An 18,787-nucleotide genomic window follows, 5' to 3' on the forward strand; every position below is an offset into this window, starting at 1 on the left:
TCGTGCGCGCCGACGGCGACGAGGTGGTGCTGCGCGGCACCCTCGGCGCCGCCGCGGCGTGGCCGCCGGCGCAGCAGACCGTGCGCATCGCCGATTTCTCCGCGTTGCGCACGCCGGGCCGCTACCGCCTGCAGGTCGTCGGCCTGCCGCCCTCGGATAGCTTCGCCATCGGCGAAGACGCCTACAACGCGCTGTCGCGCGCCGCGCTCAAGGCCTACTACTACAACCGCGCCAGCACCGCGCTGGACGGCACTTACGCCGGCCGCCACGCGCGCGCTGCCGGCCATCCCGACGACCACGTGCTGGTGCATGCCTCGGCGGCCTCGCCGGAGCGCCCGGCCGGGACCGTGATCGCCGCGCCCAAGGGCTGGTACGACGCCGGCGACTACAACAAGTACGTGGTCAGCTCCGGCATCACCGTCTATACCCTGCTGGCCGCCTACGAGCAGTTCCCCACCTACTTCAGCACGCACCCGGAAGGCATTCCCGACAGCGGCGGCGACGTGCCGGACATCCTGCGCGAGGTCGACTGGAACCTGCAGTGGCTGCTGGCGATGCAGGACCCGCACGACGGCGGCGTGTACCACAAGCTGACCAACCTGGACTTCGCCGGCATGCAGATGCCGGACCAGGCGCGCGCGCCGCGCTACGTGGTGCAGAAGAGCACCGCGGCCACGCTCGACTTCGCTGCGGTGATGGCCCAGGCCAGCCGCATCTACGCGCCGTACGACGCGCAGTTCGGCGGCATCTCCACGCGCATGCTGGAGGCGTCGCGGCGCGCGTGGACCTGGGCGCAGGCGCATCCGGACGTGGCCTACACGCAACCGGCCGACGTGCATACCGGCGCCTACGAGGACACCCGGTTCGACGACGAGTTCGCCTGGGCCGCGACCGAGTTGTATCTGGCTACCGCCGACGACGCCTTCTACGAGGCGGCGATGGCGCGCAAGGTGCCGGCCAGCGTGCCCGACTGGCGCCAGGTCGGCGGGCTGGCGTGGATGTCGCTGGCGCAGCACCGTGCGCGGCTGACCCCGCGTGCCGACCAGGCGCGCATCGCCGACGAGATCGAGGGCCTGGCCGATCACCTGGTGCAGGTGTGGCAGGGCTCGGCCTGGCGCGTGACCATGCGCGACGCCGATTTCCACTGGGGCAGCAACGCCACCGCGATGAACCAGGCGATGATGCTGCTGCAGGCCTACCAGTTGCAGCACAAGCCCGAATACCTGCAGGCCGCGCAGTCGCAGCTGGACTACGTGCTCGGCCGCAACCCGCTGGGCATGTCCTTCGTCACCGGCATCGGCGCGCGCTCGCCGATGCACATCCACCATCGCATCTCCATCGCCGACGGCGTCGCCACGCCGGTGCCGGGATGGCTGGTGGGCGGTCCGCAGCCGGGGCAGCAGGACGCCGACGCGTGCAAGCACGCCTACACGTCGTCGCTGCCGGCGCTGTCGTACCTGGACAAGGAATGCAGCTACGCCACCAACGAAGTGGCGATCAACTGGAATGCGCCGCTGGTGTACGTGAGCGCCGCGCTGCAGGTACTGCAGCGCTGATGCCGGACGGCGCGGATGGCGCCGCTTAGGGCGTGTCACCGATTCCCGAGTATGCCGCGTTGGGTCTGGCAGGCGCGCTGCCGGCGTTGCGTGGCGCAGCGCCTGACTGGCCGTCAGGTCAAGCCGCGCGGCGCCGGCCGCGCGCCTGCCAGGCCCAACCCGAAGGGCCGCGATTGCGCGCGCCCATGGCCGCGTTATCGCTCGGGCGTGGACGCGCATCCACTTCCTCGTTCTTCCTTGCCACAGGCATGCGTAACCGCGGCGCGGCATGCTCGGGGATTGATGACACGCCCTAGCCCAGACGGGTGCCGAAGATGCGGTCGCCGGCGTCGCCCAGGCCTGGCAGGATGTAGCCCTTCTCGTTGAGATGGTCGTCGATGGCGGCGGTGTACACCTCCACGTCCGGATGCGCCGCTTCCAGGGCCTGCAGGCCTTCCGGCGCGGCGACCAGGAAGATGCCCTTGATCCGCCGCGCACCGGCGCGCTTGAGCATGTCCACGGTGGCGATGAGGGTGCCGCCGGTGGCCAGCATCGGATCCAGGATCAGCGCGTCGCGCTCCTCCAGTCGTCCGGTGAGACGTTCGAAATAGGGCACCGGCTGCAGCGTCTCCTCGTCGCGCTGCAGGCCGACCACGCTGACCCGCGCCGCGGGAATCAGCGCCAGCACGCCCGGCAGCATGCCCAGTCCCGCGCGCAGGATCGGCACCAGGGTGATCTTGGCGCCGGCGATGCGCTGTACCTGGGTCGGGCCGGCCCAACCCTCCATGGTGTGGGTCTCGGTCTCCAGGTCGGCGGTGGCCTCGTAGCCGAGCAGGGTGCCCAGCTCGGTGACCAGTTCGCGGAAGCCCTTGGTGCTCAGCGCCGCGTCGCGCAACAGGCCGATCTTGTGCTGTACCAGCGGGTGACGGACTTCGACGATCTTCATGGGCGCGCTCGCAAGGGGGAGGCGCACAGTGTGCCGCAGCCGGCTCCGACGCCGCCAGGTGTGGGCGGCAGCGCACGGCCGGTGACGCGCCGGGAAGGCGCATCACCCGCCGTGCCGAGGCGACTCAGGCCGCGGGGTCGAGCACTTCGGCCGCGCGCGTGCGTGGCGCTGTTGCGCTGCGCGTCGCGGTACTGCGGGTGTCGATCTTGAACAGCGCCACCGCCTGGGTGAGTTGGCCGGCCTGGTCTTCCATCGAACGCGCCGCGGCGGTGGCTTCCTCCACCAGCGCCGCATTCTGCTGGGTGGCCTCGTCCATCTGGGTGACGGTCTGGTTGACCTGCTCGATGCCCGCCGACTGTTCCTGCGACGCCGCCGAGATCTCGCCCATGATGTCGGTCACCCGCTGCACCGAGCCCACGATCTCCTGCATGGTCTTGCCGGCCTGGTCGACGAGAGCGGACCCCTCGGCGACGCGGCCGACCGACTCGTCGATCAGCGTCTTGATCTCCTTGGCGGCGTTGGCCGAGCGCTGCGCCAGGGTCCTGACTTCGGTGGCGACGACCGCGAAGCCGCGGCCCTGGTCGCCGGCGCGGGCGGCTTCGACCGCGGCGTTGAGTGCCAGGATGTTGGTCTGGAAGGCGATGCCGTCGATCACCGAGATGATGTCTGCGATCTTCTTTGACGAGGCCTCGATGCCGCTCATGGTTTCGACCACCTGGCCCACCACCATGCCGCCCTGCGAGGCCACCGAGGCCGCACCGACCGCCAACTGGTTGGCCTGGCGGGCGTGTTCGGCGTTCTGGCGCACGGTCGAGGTCAACTCTTCCATCGAGGCCGCGGTTTCCTCCAGGCTGGCCGCCTGCTGCTCGGTGCGGCGCGACAGGTCGTCGTTACCGCTGGCGATCTCGCCGGCGGCTGCGCTGATGCTGCTGGCCGCGGTCTGGATGCGCGCGACGATGCCGGTCAGCTGGTCGGTGGTGGCGTTGGCGTCCTCGCGCATCCGTGCGAACACGCCGTGGAAGTCGCCATGCATGCGGGTGGTGAGGTCGCCGGCAGCGATGGACTGCAGCAACGCCGACAGCTTGCCCAGATTGACGTCGCTGACCTCCATCATTGCGTTGAGGTCCTGCACCATCAGCCGGAAGTCGTGCTGGAAACTGGTCGCATCGCCGCGGGCGCTGAAGTCGCCGGCCGCCGCTGCGGCGGCCAGGCGCTTGATCTCGGTATTGATCGCCAGCAGGCTGGCTTTGGCCGCATCCATCGACTCGTGCAGCACCGCACGGCTGCCGGGCAGCCGGCGCGCATCGCGGCGCAGATCGCCGTTGGCGTATTCGTTGAGGATCTCGACCGCCTCGACGATGGCGTCCAGGTGCTCGAACATCATGGTGTTGATGCCCTTGCTCAGTTCGCCGTACACGCCGGGGAAGTCCTGCGGCATGCGGTGGCTGATGTCCTTGTCGGCATGCAGCTCAATCATCAAGGCGGTTTCGCGGGAGAAGCGCTGCAACTGGGTCTGCATGCGGCCCATCGCGACCAAAAGGCGGCCGGGCTCGTCGCGCGCGTCGGTGGTCACGTCGTTGTCCAGGCGGCCCTCGGCGATGGCTTCGGCGGCGCGGGTGGCGCGGGCCAGCGGCACGGTCAGGCTGCGGGTGATCAGCCAGGCCAGCAGGCTGCTGACCAACACCACGGCCAGGCCGCCGGCGATCAGCAGGAAGCGGCCGCGCGCCATCACCGCGGTCGCATCGGCGTAGGCTTGTTCACCGTTGTTGCGTTGCCAGCTGGCGTAGGCGCTAATCGCCTCGCGCCAACGTTGAGTCGCCGGCGCGGCCTGCTGCAGCAGCACCTTCATCGCGTCGTCGGACTTGTAGGTCAGGCCCAGTTCCAGCACTTTCTGGTTGACCTCGCTCGCCTGCGCGTAGGTCCGGTTCATCTGCTCGCGCAAGGCGCGATCGCGCGCGCTGGTGGCGGGGATGGCGAACAGCTTGGTGCAGTATTCGCGATAACGGCGCAGTTCCGTCACCATGATCTTGGCGAAGGCGATGTTCTCTTCCTGCGTGGTCGGCAGCACGATGTTGCGCAACTGGATGCCGATGTCCGAACTGGCATCGAGCATTTCGTTGGTATAGACGATGCTGGACACGGTGCGGCGGGCGACGGTGTCCAACTGGCTGCGCGCCTGCGAAAGGGTGACCAGGCCGCCGACCACCAGCCCGCAGGACAGCAGGATGAGCAGGCCGAACGCGATGGAAAGGCGTCTGGAGACGTTAAAGCGGTGCAGAAGAGCGGTCATGCTCTGGTCCTAGCAAGGGGGATGGGAGTACCAGGGGTGTCGCTTAACTAACCGATACGAAATGCAATGGATATTTCACGTAATCGTGACGAAGTTGCATATTCGTCTACATGGTCTCCCCTTAGCGGCCGAGAAATCGGGATCTTGAATCGGATTGATCGAGATGGTCTTTCCATCCGGTTACCGCCTTGCGGACGCGCACGCGCAACGTGCCAGCAAGCGTTGCGCTTGCTGCAGGTAAGGGAGCTTGATGTGGCGATCGCCGTGAGCGGCGCTGCAGAGATGACGAAGGACGCGGTTAGCGCCGGTTCGCGACGAAGACGCGTGGCCTCAACCGCGGTCGTCGCGCGTCCACAGCCCGCCGTGTTCAGACTTCACCGGGAACTTCGGCACCGGGCCGTAGGCCGGCGCGCACAGGGCGCGGCCGTCGCGCACGTCGAAGCGGGCGCCGTGCAGCACGCATTCGATGCTGCCGGCAGCAGGGTCGAAGGTGCCGGGGGACAGCTCGTAGTCCTCGTGGCTGCAGCGGTCTTCCAGCGCATAGAACTGACCATCGAAGTTGAACACCACGATCGGCGTGTCGGTCACTTCGTCCCACACCGTCTTCATTTCGCCGGGCGCTAGTTCGCCGTCGGCGCAGACGAAGGTCCAGGTCTCGCTCATGCGGCACCGCCCAGCGGCTTTTCCAGCACCTCGAAACGCAGGTCGTCGCGCTTTGGTAGGCCGAAGCGCGCGTCGCCGTACGGAAACGGCTTCTTGATGCCGGTGCGACGATAGCCGCGGCGCTCGTAGAAGGCGATGAGTTCCTCGCGCAGGTCGATCACGGTCATCCGCATCAGCGGCAACCGCCATTCCTGCCAGGCGATGCGCTCGGCCTCGGCCAGCACGGTCTTGCCCAGACCGCTGCCCTGCGCCTGCGGCTGCACCGAGAACATGCCGAAATAGCCGGCACCGTCCTCGTCGGCGACATGCGCGCAGGCGATCAATTCGCCATCGCGCTCGGCCAGCAACACCAGGCTGCGCGGACGCAGGATGTCGGCGCGCAGCACCTCGCGGTCGATGCGGTTGCCGTCGAGCAGGTCGGCTTCGGTGGTCCAGCCGACGCGGCTGCTGTCGCCGCGATAGGCCGAGGTGACCAGCGCGGCGATGGCGTCGAGATCGTCGACGGTGGCGGTGCGGAAGGTGAGCGTGTGCATGGGCCGATTCTAGGGCGTACCGCCGGCAATGGGGAATGGTGAATCGGGAATCGAAATGCGCGCTCTCAAGGAGGCGAGGACACCTCTTGCCCGCTAGGCACAGTCCGTGCGTGGAGCGCTTTGCCGATTCCCGATTTCCTACTCCCGATTCCCAGCTTCAATCACCCCAACAGCGCCCGCACCTTCCGCAACGCCGCCACGAAACGCTCGATCTCGGCATGCGTGTTGTAGAACGCCAGCGAGGCGCGGCAGGTGGCGGCGACGCCGTAGAACTGCAGCAGGGGGTGCGCGCAGTGCTGGCCGGAGCGCACGGCCACGCCTTCCAGGTCGAGCAGGGTGGCCAGGTCGTGGGCGTGCGCGCCCTCGATCAGGAACGAGACCACCGCGGCCTTGCCCGGCGCGGTGCCGAACAGGCGCAGGCCGTCGATCCGCTGCAGTTCCTCGGTGAGGTGCGCGAGCAGTTCGGTCTCGCGCGCTTCCACGTGCTGCAGCCCGATCCCCTGCAGATAGTCCACCGCCGCGCCGAGGCCGACGAAACCGGCGATGTTGGGGGTGCCGGCCTCGAACTTGTGCGGCGGGTCGTTGAACACGGTGCCGTCGAAGCTGACTTCCTTGATCATCTCGCCGCCGCCCAGGAACGGCGGCATCGCCTGCAGGTGCTCGCGGCGCGCCCACAGCGCGCCGGTGCCGGTCGGGCCGCACATCTTGTGGCCGGTGATGGCGTAGAAGTCGCAGCCGATCGCGGCCACGTCCAGTGGTCGGTGCGGGGCGGCCTGCGACCCGTCGATGACGCTGACGATGCCGCGCTTGCGCGCTTCGCGGCAGATCTCGCGCACCGGGTTGACCGTGCCCAGCACGTTGGAGACGTGCGCCAGGGCCAGCAGCTTGACGTCGGCGGTCATCGCCGCGCGCAGCGCGTCCAGGTCCAGCGCGCCGTCGGCGGTGATCTCGGCGACCTTGACCGTGGCGCCGGTGCGTTGCGCGACCAGTTGCCAGGGCACGATGTTGGCGTGGTGCTCCATGCGCGACACCAGGATGGTGTCGCCGGCGCGCAGCCGCGGCAGTGCCCACGAGTACGCCACCAGGTTCAGCGCGAAGGTGGCGCCGCTGCACAGCACCAGCTCGTCGGCGCGCACGTTGAGGAAGCGCGCCAGCCGGGTCCGTGCGCCTTCGTAGGCCTCGGTGGCCTCGCTGCCGAGCGCGTGCACCGCGCGGCTGACGTTGGCGTTGTGGCGGCGATAGAACGCGTCGGTCGCCGCGATCACCTGCAGCGGCTTCTGCCCGGTGTTGGCGTTGTCGAAGTACACCAGCGGCTTGCCGTGCACTTCCCGCATCAGCAGCGGGAAGTCGCGGCGGACCGTATCCCAGTCCGGCGCCTGCGGCGCGGCGCTGTGCGCGGCGGGCCCGTTCATGCCACGCCCGCGTCGCTCAGCGCCCGCTCCAGCCGCGCCAGCAGGCCTTCGCTCAGCGCCGGCTCCAATGCGCGCAGCGGTTCGCGGCAGAACGCGGCGGTCAGCAGTTGCTGCGCGCGTTCCTGCGGCAGGCCGCGCGAGCGCAGGTAGAACAGCGCATTGGCATCGAGCTGGCCAACGGTGGCGCCGTGCGCGGCCTTGACCTCGTCGGCATCGATTACCAGCACCGGCTGGGTGTCGATCTCGGCGTCGGCGGAGAGCAGCAGGTTCTTGTTCGACAGCGCCGCGTCGGTGCCGTCGGCGCCGTGGCGGATATGAATGCCACCATGGAAGGCGACGCGGCTGCGCCCGGTGGCGACACCGCGCCACAGCAGCTCGCAGGCGGTGTCGCGGGCGATGTGCTCGATGCCCAGGCGGGTGTCGAGCTGGCGCCGGCCGTTGCCGAGCAGCACGCCGTTGGCGACCAGTCGGGCGTTGTCGCCCTCCAGGCGCACGTTGAGTTCGTGCCGGGCCAGCGCGCCGCCCAGTTCGAGGTCCACACGCCGGTACTGCGCGTCGCGCGCCAGCACCGCATCGGTACGCAGCAGCGCGGTGACGCCCGCCGCCTCGTCCTGCACGCGGGCGTGGGTCAGTTGCGCACCGGCGGCCAGGTGCACGTGCGCCAGGCTGTTGCTCAGGTGCGCGGCATCGCTGCCATGCAGATGATGCTCGACCAGTGCCAGCGTCGCGTCCTGGCGCAGTTCGATCAGGTGGCGGTGGTGCCAGGCCAGGTCGGCCTCGGCGGCGGTGGAAACGAAGACCAAGTGCAGCGGCTGCTCCACGCGCACGCCGGCGTCCACCCGCAGCACGCAGCCTTCGTCGGCGAGGGCGGCGTTGAGCTGGGCGAACACCTCGTCGCTGCGTTCGAAGCGGCGGCCGAGGAAGCGCATGGCATCGTCGCCGCTGCGCAGGATGGTCGACAGCCGCTGCAGCTCCACCCCGGCCGGCAGGCCGCTCAGATCCGACAGCGCATCGCTGGCGCGGCCGTTGACGAACACCAGGCGCGGCGCCGGGATACCGTCGAGCAAGGCCGCGTCCACCGCCGGCGCGTTCTGCGGTGCAGGCGCGAAGCTGCGCCGTTCCAGTGCGCGCAGCGAGGTGTACTTCCAGGCTTCGCTGCGCGTGCCGGGCAGGCCGTCGCGCAGCGCCTGCTCCAGCGGCGCGCGGCGTGCGGCATCGCCGTGGAACGCGGCGGCCAGCGAGTCGAGCAGGGCGCTCATTGCACGGCCGCCTCGGGCGCCACGCGCTCCTTCAGCCAGGCATAGCCGTGCGCTTCCAGCTCCAGCGCCAGCTCGGGGCCACCGGTCTGCACGATGCGGCCGTCGGCCAGCACATGCACCACGTCCGGCTTGATGTAGTCGAGCAGGCGCTGGTAGTGGGTGATCACCACGAACGCGCGCTCCGGCGAGCGCAGCGCGTTGACGCCTTCGGCCACGGTCTTGAGCGCGTCGATGTCCAGGCCGCTGTCGGTCTCGTCGAGGATCGCCAGCTTCGGCTCCAGCACCGCCAGCTGGAAGATCTCGTTGCGCTTCTTCTCGCCGCCGGAGAAACCCTCGTTGACGCCGCGATGCAGCAGTTCGTCCTTCAGGTGCAGCACCGCCAGCTTCTGCCGGACCAGCTTGAGGAACTGCATCGAATCCAGCTCGGCCTCGCCACGCGCCTTGCGCTGCGCATTGAGCGCGGCGCGCAGGAAGTAGGTGTTGTTCACGCCGGGGATTTCCACCGGGTACTGGAAGGCCAGGAACAGGCCGGCAGCGGCGCGCTCCTCCGGTTCCAGTTCGAGCAGGTCGGCATCGTCGAAGCGCACGCTGCCGGCGGTCACTTCGTAGCCGTCGCGGCCGGCCAGCACGTTGCCCAGGGTGGACTTGCCGGCGCCGTTGGGGCCCATGATGGCGTGCACTTCGCCGGGCTTCACCTGCAGCGACAGGCCCTTGAGGATGTCCTTGCCGGCGACGGAAGCGTGGAGGTTTTCTATGGTGAGCATGGGATGGTCCGTCAGAATTCTTTGATGTAGCCCCTCTCCCACCGGGAGAGGGGTTGGGGTGAGGGTGCGGTGCGAAGCATCTCGCGGGTTTGGGTGTGCGAGGTTGCGCACGTACCCTCATCCGGCGCTTCGCGCCACCTTCTCCCAGAGGGAGAAGGAAAGGCGTCAGCCGACCGAGCCTTCCAGCGACACTTCCAGCAGCTTCTTGGCTTCCACTGCGAACTCCATCGGCAGTTCGCGGAACACCTGCTTGCAGAAGCCGTCGACGATCATCGACACCGCGTTTTCCTGGTCGATGCCGCGCGCACGACAGTAGAACAGTTGGTCGTCGCTGATCTTGGAGGTGGTGGCCTCGTGCTCGACGGTCGCGGTCGGATGCTTGACCTCGATGTACGGGAAGGTATGCGCGCCGCACTGTTTGCCGATCAGCAGCGAGTCGCACTGGGTGTAGTTGCGCGCGCCCTCGGCACTGCGCTCCACCTTGACCAGGCCGCGGTAGGTGTTCTGCCCGCGGCCGGCGCTGATGCCCTTGCTGACGATCTTGCTCTTGGTGCGCTTGCCGACGTGGATCATCTTGGTGCCGGTGTCGGCCTGCTGGCGGTGATGGGTCAGCGCCACCGAGTGGAACTCGCCCACCGAATCGTCGCCCAGCAGCACGCACGACGGGTACTTCCAGGTGATCGCCGAACCGGTCTCGACCTGGGTCCAGGTGATCTTGCTGCGCGCGCCGCGGCATTCGCCGCGCTTGGTCACGAAGTTGTAGATGCCGCCGCGGCCTTCCTCGTCGCCCGGGTACCAGTTCTGCACGGTGGAGTACTTGATCTCCGCGTCTTCCAGCGCCACCAGCTCGACCACTGCCGCGTGCAGCTGGTTCTCGTCGCGCATCGGCGCGGTGCAGCCTTCCAGATAGGACACGTAGGCCTTGTCCTCGCACACGATCAGGGTGCGCTCGAACTGGCCGGTGTGGCCGGCGTTGATGCGGAAATAGGTGCTCAGCTCCATCGGGCAGCGCACGCCCTTGGGGATGAACACGAAGCTACCGTCGGAGAACACCGCCGAGTTGAGCGCGGCGAAGAAGTTGTCGCCGACCGGCACCACGCTGCCCAGGTACTGCCTGACCAGCTCCGGATGTTCCTTGATCGCCTCGGACATCGAGCAGAAGATCACGCCCTTCTCGGCGAGTTCCTTGCGGAAGGTGGTGCCGACCGAAACGGAGTCGAACACCGCGTCCACCGCCACGCCGGCCAGCTTGGCGCGCTCGTGCAGCGGCACGCCCAGCTTGTCGTAGGTGTCCAGCAGCTCCTTGGGCACCTCGTCCAGCGAGGCGTACTTCGGGCCCTTGGGCGCGGAGTAGTAGCTCAGCGCCTGGAAGTCGATCGGCGCGATGTCCAGCTTGGCCCAGTGCGGCATCGGCATCTTCAGCCAGTGCCGGTAGGCGGCCAGGCGCCAGTCGGTCATCCATTCCGGCTCGTCCTTCTTCACGGACAGGGCGCGCACGACGTCCTCGTTCAGGCCGGGCAGGAACGAATCGGATTCGATGTCGGTGACGAAGCCGGCGTCGTAGCGACGTCCCAGCCGTTCCAGGATTTCAGCGTTTTCGGTGGCCATGGGGCTGCCTACAGGTCAGGTGGTCGCGAACCGCACGGCAATGGAACGCCGTTTCGGATCGCCGGAGGGGGGGAGGGGATGGAGCATCTGCGCCAGGGTCACGCCGCGCAGCGCGTCGGCGACCACGTCGTTGATCAACCGCCAGTTGGAGCGCACGCCGCAGGTCTGGGCGATGCTGCACTGGCTGCCGTGGTGGCTGCATTCGGTGATCGCCAGCGGGCCTTCCATCGCCTCGACGATCTGGATCAGGGTGATGGCGTCGGCCGGGCGTGCCAGCCGGTAGCCGCCGCGCACACCGCGCAGGCCCTCGACCAGGCCGGCCTGGGCCAACGGCTTGAGCAGCTTGCTGACCGTGGGCGGCTCCAGCCCGGCCTGTTCGGCCAGTTCGGTCGCGCTCAGCACTTCGTTCGGACGCGCGGCGAGCACGGTCAGCACGACGGTGGCGTAATCGGTGAGCTTGGTGACGCGGAGCATGGCGACGCGGTGGTTTTTCAATGCGGACCGAAATTGTACTCTTTTGCGCCGCAGCGTCCAACCGGGCCATTCATCTTTTCTTTCGATCGCGGCGATTGGGCGATCGCGGCGGCCGCGGTCGCCGGACCGGGAGGCGCGGACTTGGGATCGCGGGCGATGTGCGCCAGAATCTAGGCTTTCCTGTCCGGATCGCCGCATGCCCCGCAAGATCGCCGCCCGCAAGTCCCGCATCCATGGCAACGGCGTATTCGCCGTGCTGCCGCTCAAGAAAGGCGAGCGGGTCATCGAGTACAAGGGCCGCCGCCGCAGCCATGCCGAGGTCGACCGCGACGAGGCCGGCGACGTCGAGACCGGGCACACCTTCCTGTTCACCCTCAGCGACGACTACGTGATCGACGCCAACTACGAGGGCAACGACGCGCGCTGGATCAACCACAGCTGTGCGCCGAACTGCGAGGCGGTGATCGTCGAGGCCGAGGGCGATGACCGCCGCAAGGACAAGGTGGTCATCGAGGCGCTGCGCGATATCAAGCCCGGCGAAGAACTCACCTACAACTACGGCATCACCCTGGCCGAGCGTCACACGCCACGGCTGAAGAAGATCTGGGAATGCCGCTGCGGCGCCAAGAACTGCACCGGCACCATGCTGCAGCCCAAGCGCTGAGGTCGCGTCCAGCCGTGCACGCCGCGCCGACGCGCGGTTCACGGCACTGCCACCGGCGCGTTTCTACGGTGGGACTCCCCCTACTCGAGGAGTGTCCCGTGAGCGCAATGCCTTCCCTTGCCGGCAAGCAGGTGGCTGTCCTGGCCACCGACGGTTTCGAACAGTCGGAACTGCAGGAACCCAAGCGCCTGCTCGAATCCTGGGGCGCCCAGGTCGACGTGATCGCGCCGGGCGACGCCAGCAGCATTCGCGGCTGGAACAAGAAGGACTGGGGCGACAGCGTGCCGGTGGACAAGCGCCTGCAGCAGGCCCAGGCCGGCGACTACGACGCGCTGGTGTTGCCGGGCGGCGTCATCAACCCGGACAGCCTGCGCACCGAGCCGACCGCGATCGCCTTCATCCAGTCCTTCGCGAGCGCCGGCAAGCCGGTGGCGGCGATCTGCCATGGCCCGTGGCTGCTGGCCGAGAGCGGGCTGGTGCGCGACCGCCAGGTGACCTCGTGGCCGTCGCTGAAGACCGACCTGTCCAATGCCGGCGGGCGCTGGGAGGATCAGGAAGTGGTGGTGGACGGCAACCTGATCACCAGCCGCAAGCCGGACGACATCCCGGCGTTCGCGCAGGCGGTGGCCAAGGCGCTGGGCTGAGGCCTGGCGATTCGCCTGCGCCGCTGCGATGGTGGCGGATGTGGGAGCACCTGGGAACAGAAACGGCGGCCGAGGCCGCCGTTTCGGTGTGCGCTGCTGGTGGCGGCTGCCGCCGCACCCCGGACGTCGCGTGGGTTACTGCGCGGGAAGCATGCCCGCCGGCACCAGCTTGCCGATGTCCTGGTTGAAACGCACCACCAGCGAACCGTTCTCCACGCCGGCCGACTGGATCTGCACGTCGCCCAGCATCGCGGTCAGGCGCGGATCGAGCTTGTAGATCGGCTCCTTGCGCGCGTAGTCCTCCAGCCAGGCATTGAGCAGCTCACGCGTATTGGCGTCGAGCTTGCCGCCATTGGCAGCCGGGCGGAAATCATCGATGGTCGGGGACTGCAGGTGGAAGCTCTGGCTCTGCTGGTCGTAGCGCAGGGCGCTGGTCAGCAGGACCTGGCCCAGTGGCGTCGGCGTGCCGCCGCCGGTGGCCATGCTCAGGTCGAACTGCATCTTCAGGCGATCGCCCGGCGGCAGGCTCAGCTTCGGGTCGCGGACGGTCATCTTGAGCAGCCCGCCCAACGCCTTGTGCGTCTGCGGGAAGCTGCTGTCCAGGTAATGCTGCACGTCGGCGGCACCGACGCTGACCTGGTGGCCCTGGATGGTCGGCTCGGCCTGGGCCTGGGTGGCGGTGGCGAGCGCCAGCAGCGCCGCAGCGCGCAGGGTGAACTTGCGGAAGATCATCGGGAAGCCCTGGGCGAACGAGAGGAATTCACCATAACGGTGGCCGGTGAATGCGCGATTAGCGGAACCGGCGGCGCGGGAGTCGTCGCTCAGGCGGCCGGCAGCGCCAGCCGTGCCAGTAGCGCGTCCAGCGCCGGCTGCAGCGGCGCCAGCAGTTCACGCGCCTCTCCCTCGCTGCGCTCGCCCAGGCCGCGCAGCAACTGCGTACCGACGATCAGTGCGGCGCGCTCGTCGCCGCGCAGTCCGGGCTGGCGCTGTGCCGCCTCGAGCAGGCGCATCCAGTCCTGCCGACAGCGCGCCTCCAGTTCGATGGTGCAGCGGCCCTGGCAGGGCAGGCCGTCGTCCTGGATCGGGGTGACGGTGACGCGGTAGCGTTGGGAGGCAGTCATGGCAGTGGCGCACGCGGGGTGTGCCTCCAAGATAGGCGCGCGCGAGCGGCACCACGAGCCTGTCGCTCGCGACGCTCTGTTCCAGTGCGTCCGTTCAGCGTGCCGCGCGCAGCAGCGGCAGCGGATCATAGGCGCCGCCCTCGGCGTAGACGCCATAGTGCAGGTGCGGCGGCGTGCCGCGCGCGTTGCCGCTGTCGCCCACCGCGCCCAGCGGGTCGCCGGGCTGCACCAGGTCGCCGACCTGCAGCCCCGGTGCCCACGCCTGCAGGTGCGCGTAGTAGTGCCGCTGCCGGGCTGGGCCCAGCACCCAGACCTGGCGGCCGCCGAGGCCGCGGTCGGCGATGGCCACGACGATGCCGCGTGTCGCCGACACCACCGGCGTGCCGCGTCTGGCGAAGATGTCCACGCCGGCGTGCTGGCGGTCGCGGCCGCGCGGCGCGCCAAAGGTGGCCGCGATGCGACGGGGATCCACGCCTTCGACCGGCATGTGCAGGGCCGTCGGCGCCGGCGCGCGCGCCAACTCCCAGCCGACGCGTAGGCGCTGCGCCCACGGATGCCGCCAGGCCCAGGCGGCGGCGAGCGCCAGCGCAGCCAGCAACGCCGCGCGCAGCACGTCGCGGCGCAGGCGCTGCGCTGGCGAAAGCGTGGGCGTCGCGGCCATGCGCTCAGTCCGCGTGCAGGGCAGCCGCCTGTTGTTGCAGGCGCTGCTTCAGGGCGTCGTCGATGCCGAGCTGCCGCGCCAGTTCGTCCAGGTAGCTGCGCTCCATGAAGCCTTGTTCGTCGGCGGCGAGCAAGCTGGCCAGGTACATTTCCGCGGCCATCTCGGGACTGGTCGACGCGCGCGCCACCTCGGCCGGATCCAGCGGCTTTTCCAGTTCCGCATGCAGCCACTGCTGCACGTCGGCATCGTTGCCGTGGAGGCGGGCGAACTCGCCTTCGATCAGGCGGCGCTCGTGCTCGTCCAGATGGCCGTCGGCCTTGGCCGCGCCGACCAGCGCGCGCAGCACCGCCTGGCTGTGCTGCTCGACTTCCAGTGGCGGCAGCCGGTCCAGGGTCTGCGGTTCGGGCGCGGCGGCGCCGAGTTGCTGACGGCGGTAGTCGCCGTAGGCGCGATAGGCCATCAGCCCCAACGCGGCCAGGCCGCCGTAGGTCGCCAGCTTGCGGGTGGTGCGGTGTTTGCCGAGCAGCAGGCCGAGTGCGCCGCCGCTGAGGGCTCCCTTGCCGAAGTCGGCGTTGAGCAGGCCGCCCAGGCCGCCGGCGCCGGCGTGCGCCGGTGCGGCAGGAGCGGCGGTGCCGGTCTTGCCCATGGCCTGGCCGGCGGCACCCTGCGCCGATTGCAGCAGTTGGTCGAGAAAGCCCTGTAGTTTCATGCAGGTGATCCTGTCGAAGGGAATCACCGGTATAGCGGCCGTCGCCTTAGCGGGCCGTCAACCCAAATGCGCAGCAGACACAAAAAAAACGAGACGGCCGGGGCCGTCTCGTCGGTGTGCTTGCCTGGATCAGGCGACGCTGCTCAGAGCGCGGCGTCCTTGAGCTTCTTCAGCGGGCGCACCTTGAGCTTGGTGGTGGCCGGCTTGGCGGCGAACCACTGCTCTTCCTTGGTGAACGGGTTGATGCCCTTGCGCTTCGGCTTGGCCGGCACGCTGACGGCGGTGATCTTCAGCAGGCCCGGCAGGGTGAACGAGCCAGCGCCCTTCTTGCTGACCGAACCGGCCACGGCGTGCTCCAGCGAGGCCATCACGGCGCGCACGTCCTTGGCGATCACGCCGCTGGTTTCGGCGATGTGGGCGACGAGCGCGGACTTGCTCAGCACGTCCTTGATCGGCTTGGGAGCGGCCGGCTTGGCGGCAGCCTTGGTCGCTACCTTCTTCACTGCCTTCTTCGGGGCAGCCTTTTTTGCGGTCTTTGCCATGATGTCCTGATTCCGTATTTGGTGGTTTGGGTCGCGCCGACCCCGTCGGCATGGCGAAATGTAGGGCATGTGCTACGCCGCGCCAATAGGCCGGAAGCAAAAAACGCGAATATTCGCCGCGACCGACGCCTTTTTTGCCGAGGACGGCGCCGATGCCGGCACATCCGCGGCGATGCGCCAGGGCATTTTCGCTGTCGCGCGCCGCCGCCGCCGCCTTCGCGCGGAAGCACAAGCCCGTAACGCCGCCTCCCCTATGGTCCGCGCTCCACTCACCGACAGGAGCCTCGCATGGGCATTTCGCGTCACGCCACCGCGCATTGGGAAGGCGATCTCAAGACCGGCCAGGGCCGGTTGAACACGCCGCAGAGCGGCCTGCTGGAGAACACCCGCTATGCGTTCAACAGCCGCTTCGGCGACGAGAAGGGCACCAATCCGGAAGAACTGATCGCCGCCGCGCACGCCGGCTGCTTCACCATGGCGCTGTCGGCCAAGCTGACCGAAGCCGGCTTCCCGCCGACCGCGCTGGACACCCGCGCCGATGTCGACCTGTCGATGGAAGGCGGTCCCCAGCTTTCGCAGATCCGGTTGAAGGTCAAGGCCGTGGTGCCCAACATCGACGCCGCGCGCTTCCGCGAAGTGGCCGACGACGCCAAGCAGAATTGCCCGGTGTCCAAGGCGCTGAGCGCGGTGCCGATCAGCCTGGAAGCGGAACTGGGCTGAGGAATCCCCGGCGCGGCCCGGCGGCATGCCGGGCCGCGCGTGTGCGGCGCACCTGCGGCGTCGCCGATGGCGGGCCAGGACGCGTTGCGCCTCTGCACCGTCCCGCGTGGCTCGATCGATCGCTAGCTGTCGCGCCACTAAATGCGCGCGCCACAGCCGTCCCTATTCAGTCTGGTTTCACCGCATCGGATCGAGCATGCAGTCGCGCGATCCACGCGCTTGGAACCATCGCCATGAACAAGCTCTCGACCCGTCTGTTGACCGCTGCGCTCGCTGTCGGCGTCATCGGCTCCGCCGCTGCGCAGGATTACGGTTACACCCGCTACGACGACTACCGCGACCGTGGCTACGCGTCCGGCACCTACGAATATGCGCGCGTGGTGCGCGCCGATCCGATCATGGTGCAGGTCAACGGCCCGCGCGAGACCACCGAGCGCTGCTACGACCGCCCGGCGTCGGGCAGCTACGCCAGCGACTACGGCTACCGCGGTACCGATGGCGGCCGCACCGCCTCGTCGGTGGTCGGCGGCATCGCCGGTGCCGTGCTGGGCAGCCGCGTCGGCGGCGGCAATGGCCGTTTCGTCGGCACCGCCGTCGGCACCATGCTCGGCAGCCTGGCCGGCCGCTCGATCTACGACAGCAATACCCGCGGCTACGGCGGCGGCTACGGTGGCGGCGTGGTCCGCGAATGCGACCCGGTGTCGTATCGGACCGAACGCTACGACCGCGTCGACGGCTACGACGTGACCTACGAATACGGCGGCCGCTACTACCACACCCGCACCGCCTCGCCTCCGGGCGATCGCATCCGCGTCCGCGTCGACGTCCTGCCCGACTAAAACAAAGGGCGCCTCCTTGCGAGGCGCCCTTTGTTGTTGCGCGTGCGTTCGCGTCTGCAGTGCCGGGCGGCGGCCGGCGATCAGGGCCAGTCGATGTGGCCTTCGATCACCGTCTGCACCTGTCCGCCGGACCACACCTCGCCGGCCTCGTCGACGCACAGCGTCAGCAGCGCATCGTGGCCGACTTCGCGGCCCTGGCTGGCGACGTAGCGGCCGCCGTGGCCGGGCAGGGCCTTGCTGTGATCCAGCCATGCCGCCAGCACTGCATTGGCCGCGCCGGAGGCCGCATCCTCGAAGCGCCGGCCGTTGCCGACGAAGGCGCGCACGGCCACTGCATAGGCCTGGCCGCTGGCGCGCGCGTAGGCGAACACGCCCATGCTGGCGGTGCTTTCGGCCAGGGCGGCGATCGCATCCCAGTCCGGCGCCAGCGCGCGCAGCGCGGCTTCGTCGGCCACTTCGACCAGCCACCAGCAGCGGCCGCCGTCCATGCGCACCGGCGGCAGCGCGCCCAGCGTCCAGCCGCGCAGCGCCGCCTGCAGGCGTGGATCCGCGGCATCGGCGATCTCGGCCACCTGCGCGCGCGGGGTGCGGATGGCGATGCTGCGCACTCCTGCATCCACGTCGACCCGCAGCGGCAGCAGGCCGGCGATGCCGTCCTGGGTCAGGACGCCGTCGCGCGGGCTGGCGATGCCCGCTTCCAGCGCGACGTGCGCGGTGCCGACGCTGGGATGGCCGGCGAACGGCACTTCCTTCTGCGGGCTGAACATGCGCAGGCCGTAGCTGGCATCCGGCCGCGTCGGCGCGAACACGAAGGTGGTTTCCGGCAGGCGCGTCCAGCGCGCGATGGCCTGCATCGTGGCGGCGTCCAAGCCATCGGCATCGAGCACGACGGCCAACGGATTGCCGTTGCCGGCGCGGGCGGAGAAGACATCGACCTGGAAGAAGCGGCGTGCGGCCATGAGGGGAAACTCCGGACTGCGGTGGGGGAGGCCGGAGCTTACCAAGCGATCTTGCCAGCGATCACCGCTTGCACCAGGCCGCCACTCCACACGTCTTCGCCATCGACCAGGAGTTCGACGCGGCTATCGCGCCCGAGTTCGCGTCCATGGCTGGCGACGTCGCGCCCGCCGCCCAGGCGGCGCCGACGCTGGGGTGGCCTGCGAATCGCAGTTCGCCCTGGGGGTGAAGATGCGAATACGGTGGTCCGCGCCCGCGTCCGGCGGCGGGAAGCTCACCGTCTCCGGGAGGTTCGGCCACGCCGCAAGGCGCTGCAGGCGCGGTGCGTCCTGGTCGGCGGCATCGAGCACCACGCCCTGGCGCCGGGCTGGTGGAAAAGACGTCCAGATGCAGGTAGCGGCGCTCGCTCATCGGCGCTCGGTTGGCAGTAGAATCGGGGGTTCCGC

20 protein-coding genes and 1 pseudogene are annotated in these 18,787 nt (G+C 69.1%); 5 read left to right on the forward strand and 16 right to left on the reverse strand.

The features are described 5' to 3' along the window. A partial coding sequence (locus CEK68_RS08700) for a glycoside hydrolase family 9 protein (protein WP_152239148.1) occupies window positions 1–1,556 on the forward strand: 1,556 nt, incomplete at its 5' end. Window positions 1,557–1,848: 292 nt separating this feature from the next. On the opposite strand, the gene upp is transcribed toward CEK68_RS08700, so the two are convergent. From upp to CEK68_RS08745, 9 genes are all read right to left on the reverse strand, one after another. Next, window positions 1,849–2,481: a uracil phosphoribosyltransferase gene (gene upp, locus CEK68_RS08705; protein WP_017910423.1), complete on the reverse strand. Its 633-nt coding sequence runs from the start codon at window positions 2,479–2,481 to the stop codon at window positions 1,849–1,851. 124 nt (window positions 2,482–2,605) lie between these two features. Then, on the reverse strand, window positions 2,606–4,771 hold the full coding sequence (locus CEK68_RS08710) for a methyl-accepting chemotaxis protein (RefSeq protein WP_152239149.1): 2,166 nt from the start codon (window positions 4,769–4,771) through the stop codon (window positions 2,606–2,608). 330 nt (window positions 4,772–5,101) lie between these two features. Further along, window positions 5,102–5,434: a non-heme iron oxygenase ferredoxin subunit gene (locus CEK68_RS08715; protein WP_017909656.1), complete on the reverse strand. Its 333-nt coding sequence runs from the start codon at window positions 5,432–5,434 to the stop codon at window positions 5,102–5,104. After that, window positions 5,431–5,967 carry a GNAT family N-acetyltransferase gene (locus CEK68_RS08720; protein WP_017909657.1) on the reverse strand — a complete coding sequence of 179 codons (537 nt, stop codon included), beginning with the start codon at window positions 5,965–5,967 and terminating at the stop codon, window positions 5,431–5,433. Before CEK68_RS08720 ends, CEK68_RS08715 begins: the two co-directional genes overlap by 4 nt. 161 nt (window positions 5,968–6,128) lie before the next feature. Further along, a complete protein-coding gene (locus tag CEK68_RS08725; RefSeq protein ID WP_152239150.1) occupies window positions 6,129–7,379 on the reverse strand; it encodes a cysteine desulfurase in 1,251 nt (416 codons plus the stop codon). After that, complete coding sequence (gene sufD, locus CEK68_RS08730) at window positions 7,376–8,638, reverse strand: Fe-S cluster assembly protein SufD (protein WP_152239151.1); 1,263 nt, start codon at window positions 8,636–8,638, stop codon at window positions 7,376–7,378. The genes CEK68_RS08725 and sufD overlap by 4 nt, the downstream gene beginning before the upstream one ends. After that, window positions 8,635–9,402: a Fe-S cluster assembly ATPase SufC gene (gene sufC, locus CEK68_RS08735; RefSeq protein WP_152239152.1), complete on the reverse strand. Its 768-nt coding sequence runs from the start codon at window positions 9,400–9,402 to the stop codon at window positions 8,635–8,637. The genes sufD and sufC overlap by 4 nt, the downstream gene beginning before the upstream one ends. Before the next feature lie 165 nt (window positions 9,403–9,567). Then, entirely contained in the window at window positions 9,568–11,010 is a 1,443-nt protein-coding gene (gene sufB / locus CEK68_RS08740; protein WP_017909661.1) for a Fe-S cluster assembly protein SufB, read from the reverse strand. A 15-nt stretch (window positions 11,011–11,025) separates the two neighbouring features. Further along, entirely contained in the window at window positions 11,026–11,484 is a 459-nt protein-coding gene (locus CEK68_RS08745) for an SUF system Fe-S cluster assembly regulator (RefSeq protein WP_017909662.1), read from the reverse strand. Between the two features lie 196 nt (window positions 11,485–11,680). Between CEK68_RS08745 and CEK68_RS08750 the strand changes: the two genes are divergently transcribed. Together CEK68_RS08750 and CEK68_RS08755 are read left to right on the forward strand one after the other, a co-directional pair. Continuing rightward, the gene (locus tag CEK68_RS08750) at window positions 11,681–12,148 is read left to right on the forward strand and encodes an SET domain-containing protein-lysine N-methyltransferase (protein ID WP_010342011.1); all 468 of its coding nucleotides are present in this window, start codon (window positions 11,681–11,683) and stop codon (window positions 12,146–12,148) included. A 107-nt stretch (window positions 12,149–12,255) separates the two neighbouring features. After that, window positions 12,256–12,792, forward strand: a complete 537-nt coding sequence (locus tag CEK68_RS08755) for a type 1 glutamine amidotransferase domain-containing protein (RefSeq protein WP_152239169.1) — start codon at window positions 12,256–12,258, stop codon at window positions 12,790–12,792. 135 nt (window positions 12,793–12,927) lie between these two features. Here CEK68_RS08755 and CEK68_RS08760 read toward each other — a convergent pair whose 3' ends face one another. The 5 genes from CEK68_RS08760 to CEK68_RS08780 all read right to left on the reverse strand — a co-directional run bounded on the left by CEK68_RS08760 (window position 12,928) and on the right by CEK68_RS08780 (window position 15,825). Then, the gene (locus CEK68_RS08760; protein ID WP_017913835.1) at window positions 12,928–13,524 is read right to left on the reverse strand and encodes a DUF1439 domain-containing protein; all 597 of its coding nucleotides are present in this window, start codon (window positions 13,522–13,524) and stop codon (window positions 12,928–12,930) included. A gap of 89 nt (window positions 13,525–13,613) precedes the next feature. Then, entirely contained in the window at window positions 13,614–13,913 is a 300-nt protein-coding gene (locus CEK68_RS08765; protein WP_010342007.1) for a DUF3861 family protein, read from the reverse strand. Window positions 13,914–14,007: 94 nt separating this feature from the next. After that, window positions 14,008–14,574: a M23 family metallopeptidase gene (locus CEK68_RS08770; protein WP_152239153.1), complete on the reverse strand. Its 567-nt coding sequence runs from the start codon at window positions 14,572–14,574 to the stop codon at window positions 14,008–14,010. Between the two features lie 4 nt (window positions 14,575–14,578). Further along, complete coding sequence (locus tag CEK68_RS08775) at window positions 14,579–15,283, reverse strand: tellurite resistance TerB family protein (protein WP_017913929.1); 705 nt, start codon at window positions 15,281–15,283, stop codon at window positions 14,579–14,581. 143 nt (window positions 15,284–15,426) lie between these two features. Further along, window positions 15,427–15,825: an HU family DNA-binding protein gene (locus CEK68_RS08780; protein WP_026143706.1), complete on the reverse strand. Its 399-nt coding sequence runs from the start codon at window positions 15,823–15,825 to the stop codon at window positions 15,427–15,429. A 288-nt stretch (window positions 15,826–16,113) separates the two neighbouring features. On the opposite strand from CEK68_RS08780, the gene CEK68_RS08785 reads away from it, so the two are divergent. Both CEK68_RS08785 and CEK68_RS08790 read left to right on the forward strand, forming a co-directional pair. Next, on the forward strand, window positions 16,114–16,545 hold the full coding sequence (locus CEK68_RS08785) for an OsmC family protein (RefSeq protein WP_017910837.1): 432 nt from the start codon (window positions 16,114–16,116) through the stop codon (window positions 16,543–16,545). A gap of 233 nt (window positions 16,546–16,778) precedes the next feature. Next, window positions 16,779–17,384 (forward strand): glycine zipper 2TM domain-containing protein, encoded by a 606-nt coding sequence (locus CEK68_RS08790; protein WP_017916410.1) that lies wholly within the window; start codon window positions 16,779–16,781, stop codon window positions 17,382–17,384. Window positions 17,385–17,464: 80 nt separating this feature from the next. Here CEK68_RS08790 and CEK68_RS08795 read toward each other — a convergent pair whose 3' ends face one another. Next, complete coding sequence (locus CEK68_RS08795) at window positions 17,465–18,343, reverse strand: PhzF family phenazine biosynthesis protein (protein ID WP_152239154.1); 879 nt, start codon at window positions 18,341–18,343, stop codon at window positions 17,465–17,467. 166 nt (window positions 18,344–18,509) lie between these two features. Next, a pseudogene (locus CEK68_RS08800) lies at window positions 18,510–18,752 on the reverse strand (PhzF family phenazine biosynthesis protein); the annotation flags it as partial. Between the last annotated feature and the right edge of the window lie 35 nt (window positions 18,753–18,787).

Source organism: Xanthomonas sp. LMG 12461 (assembly GCF_009192935.1).
Lineage (GTDB): Bacteria > Pseudomonadota > Gammaproteobacteria > Xanthomonadales > Xanthomonadaceae > Xanthomonas_A > Xanthomonas_A sontii.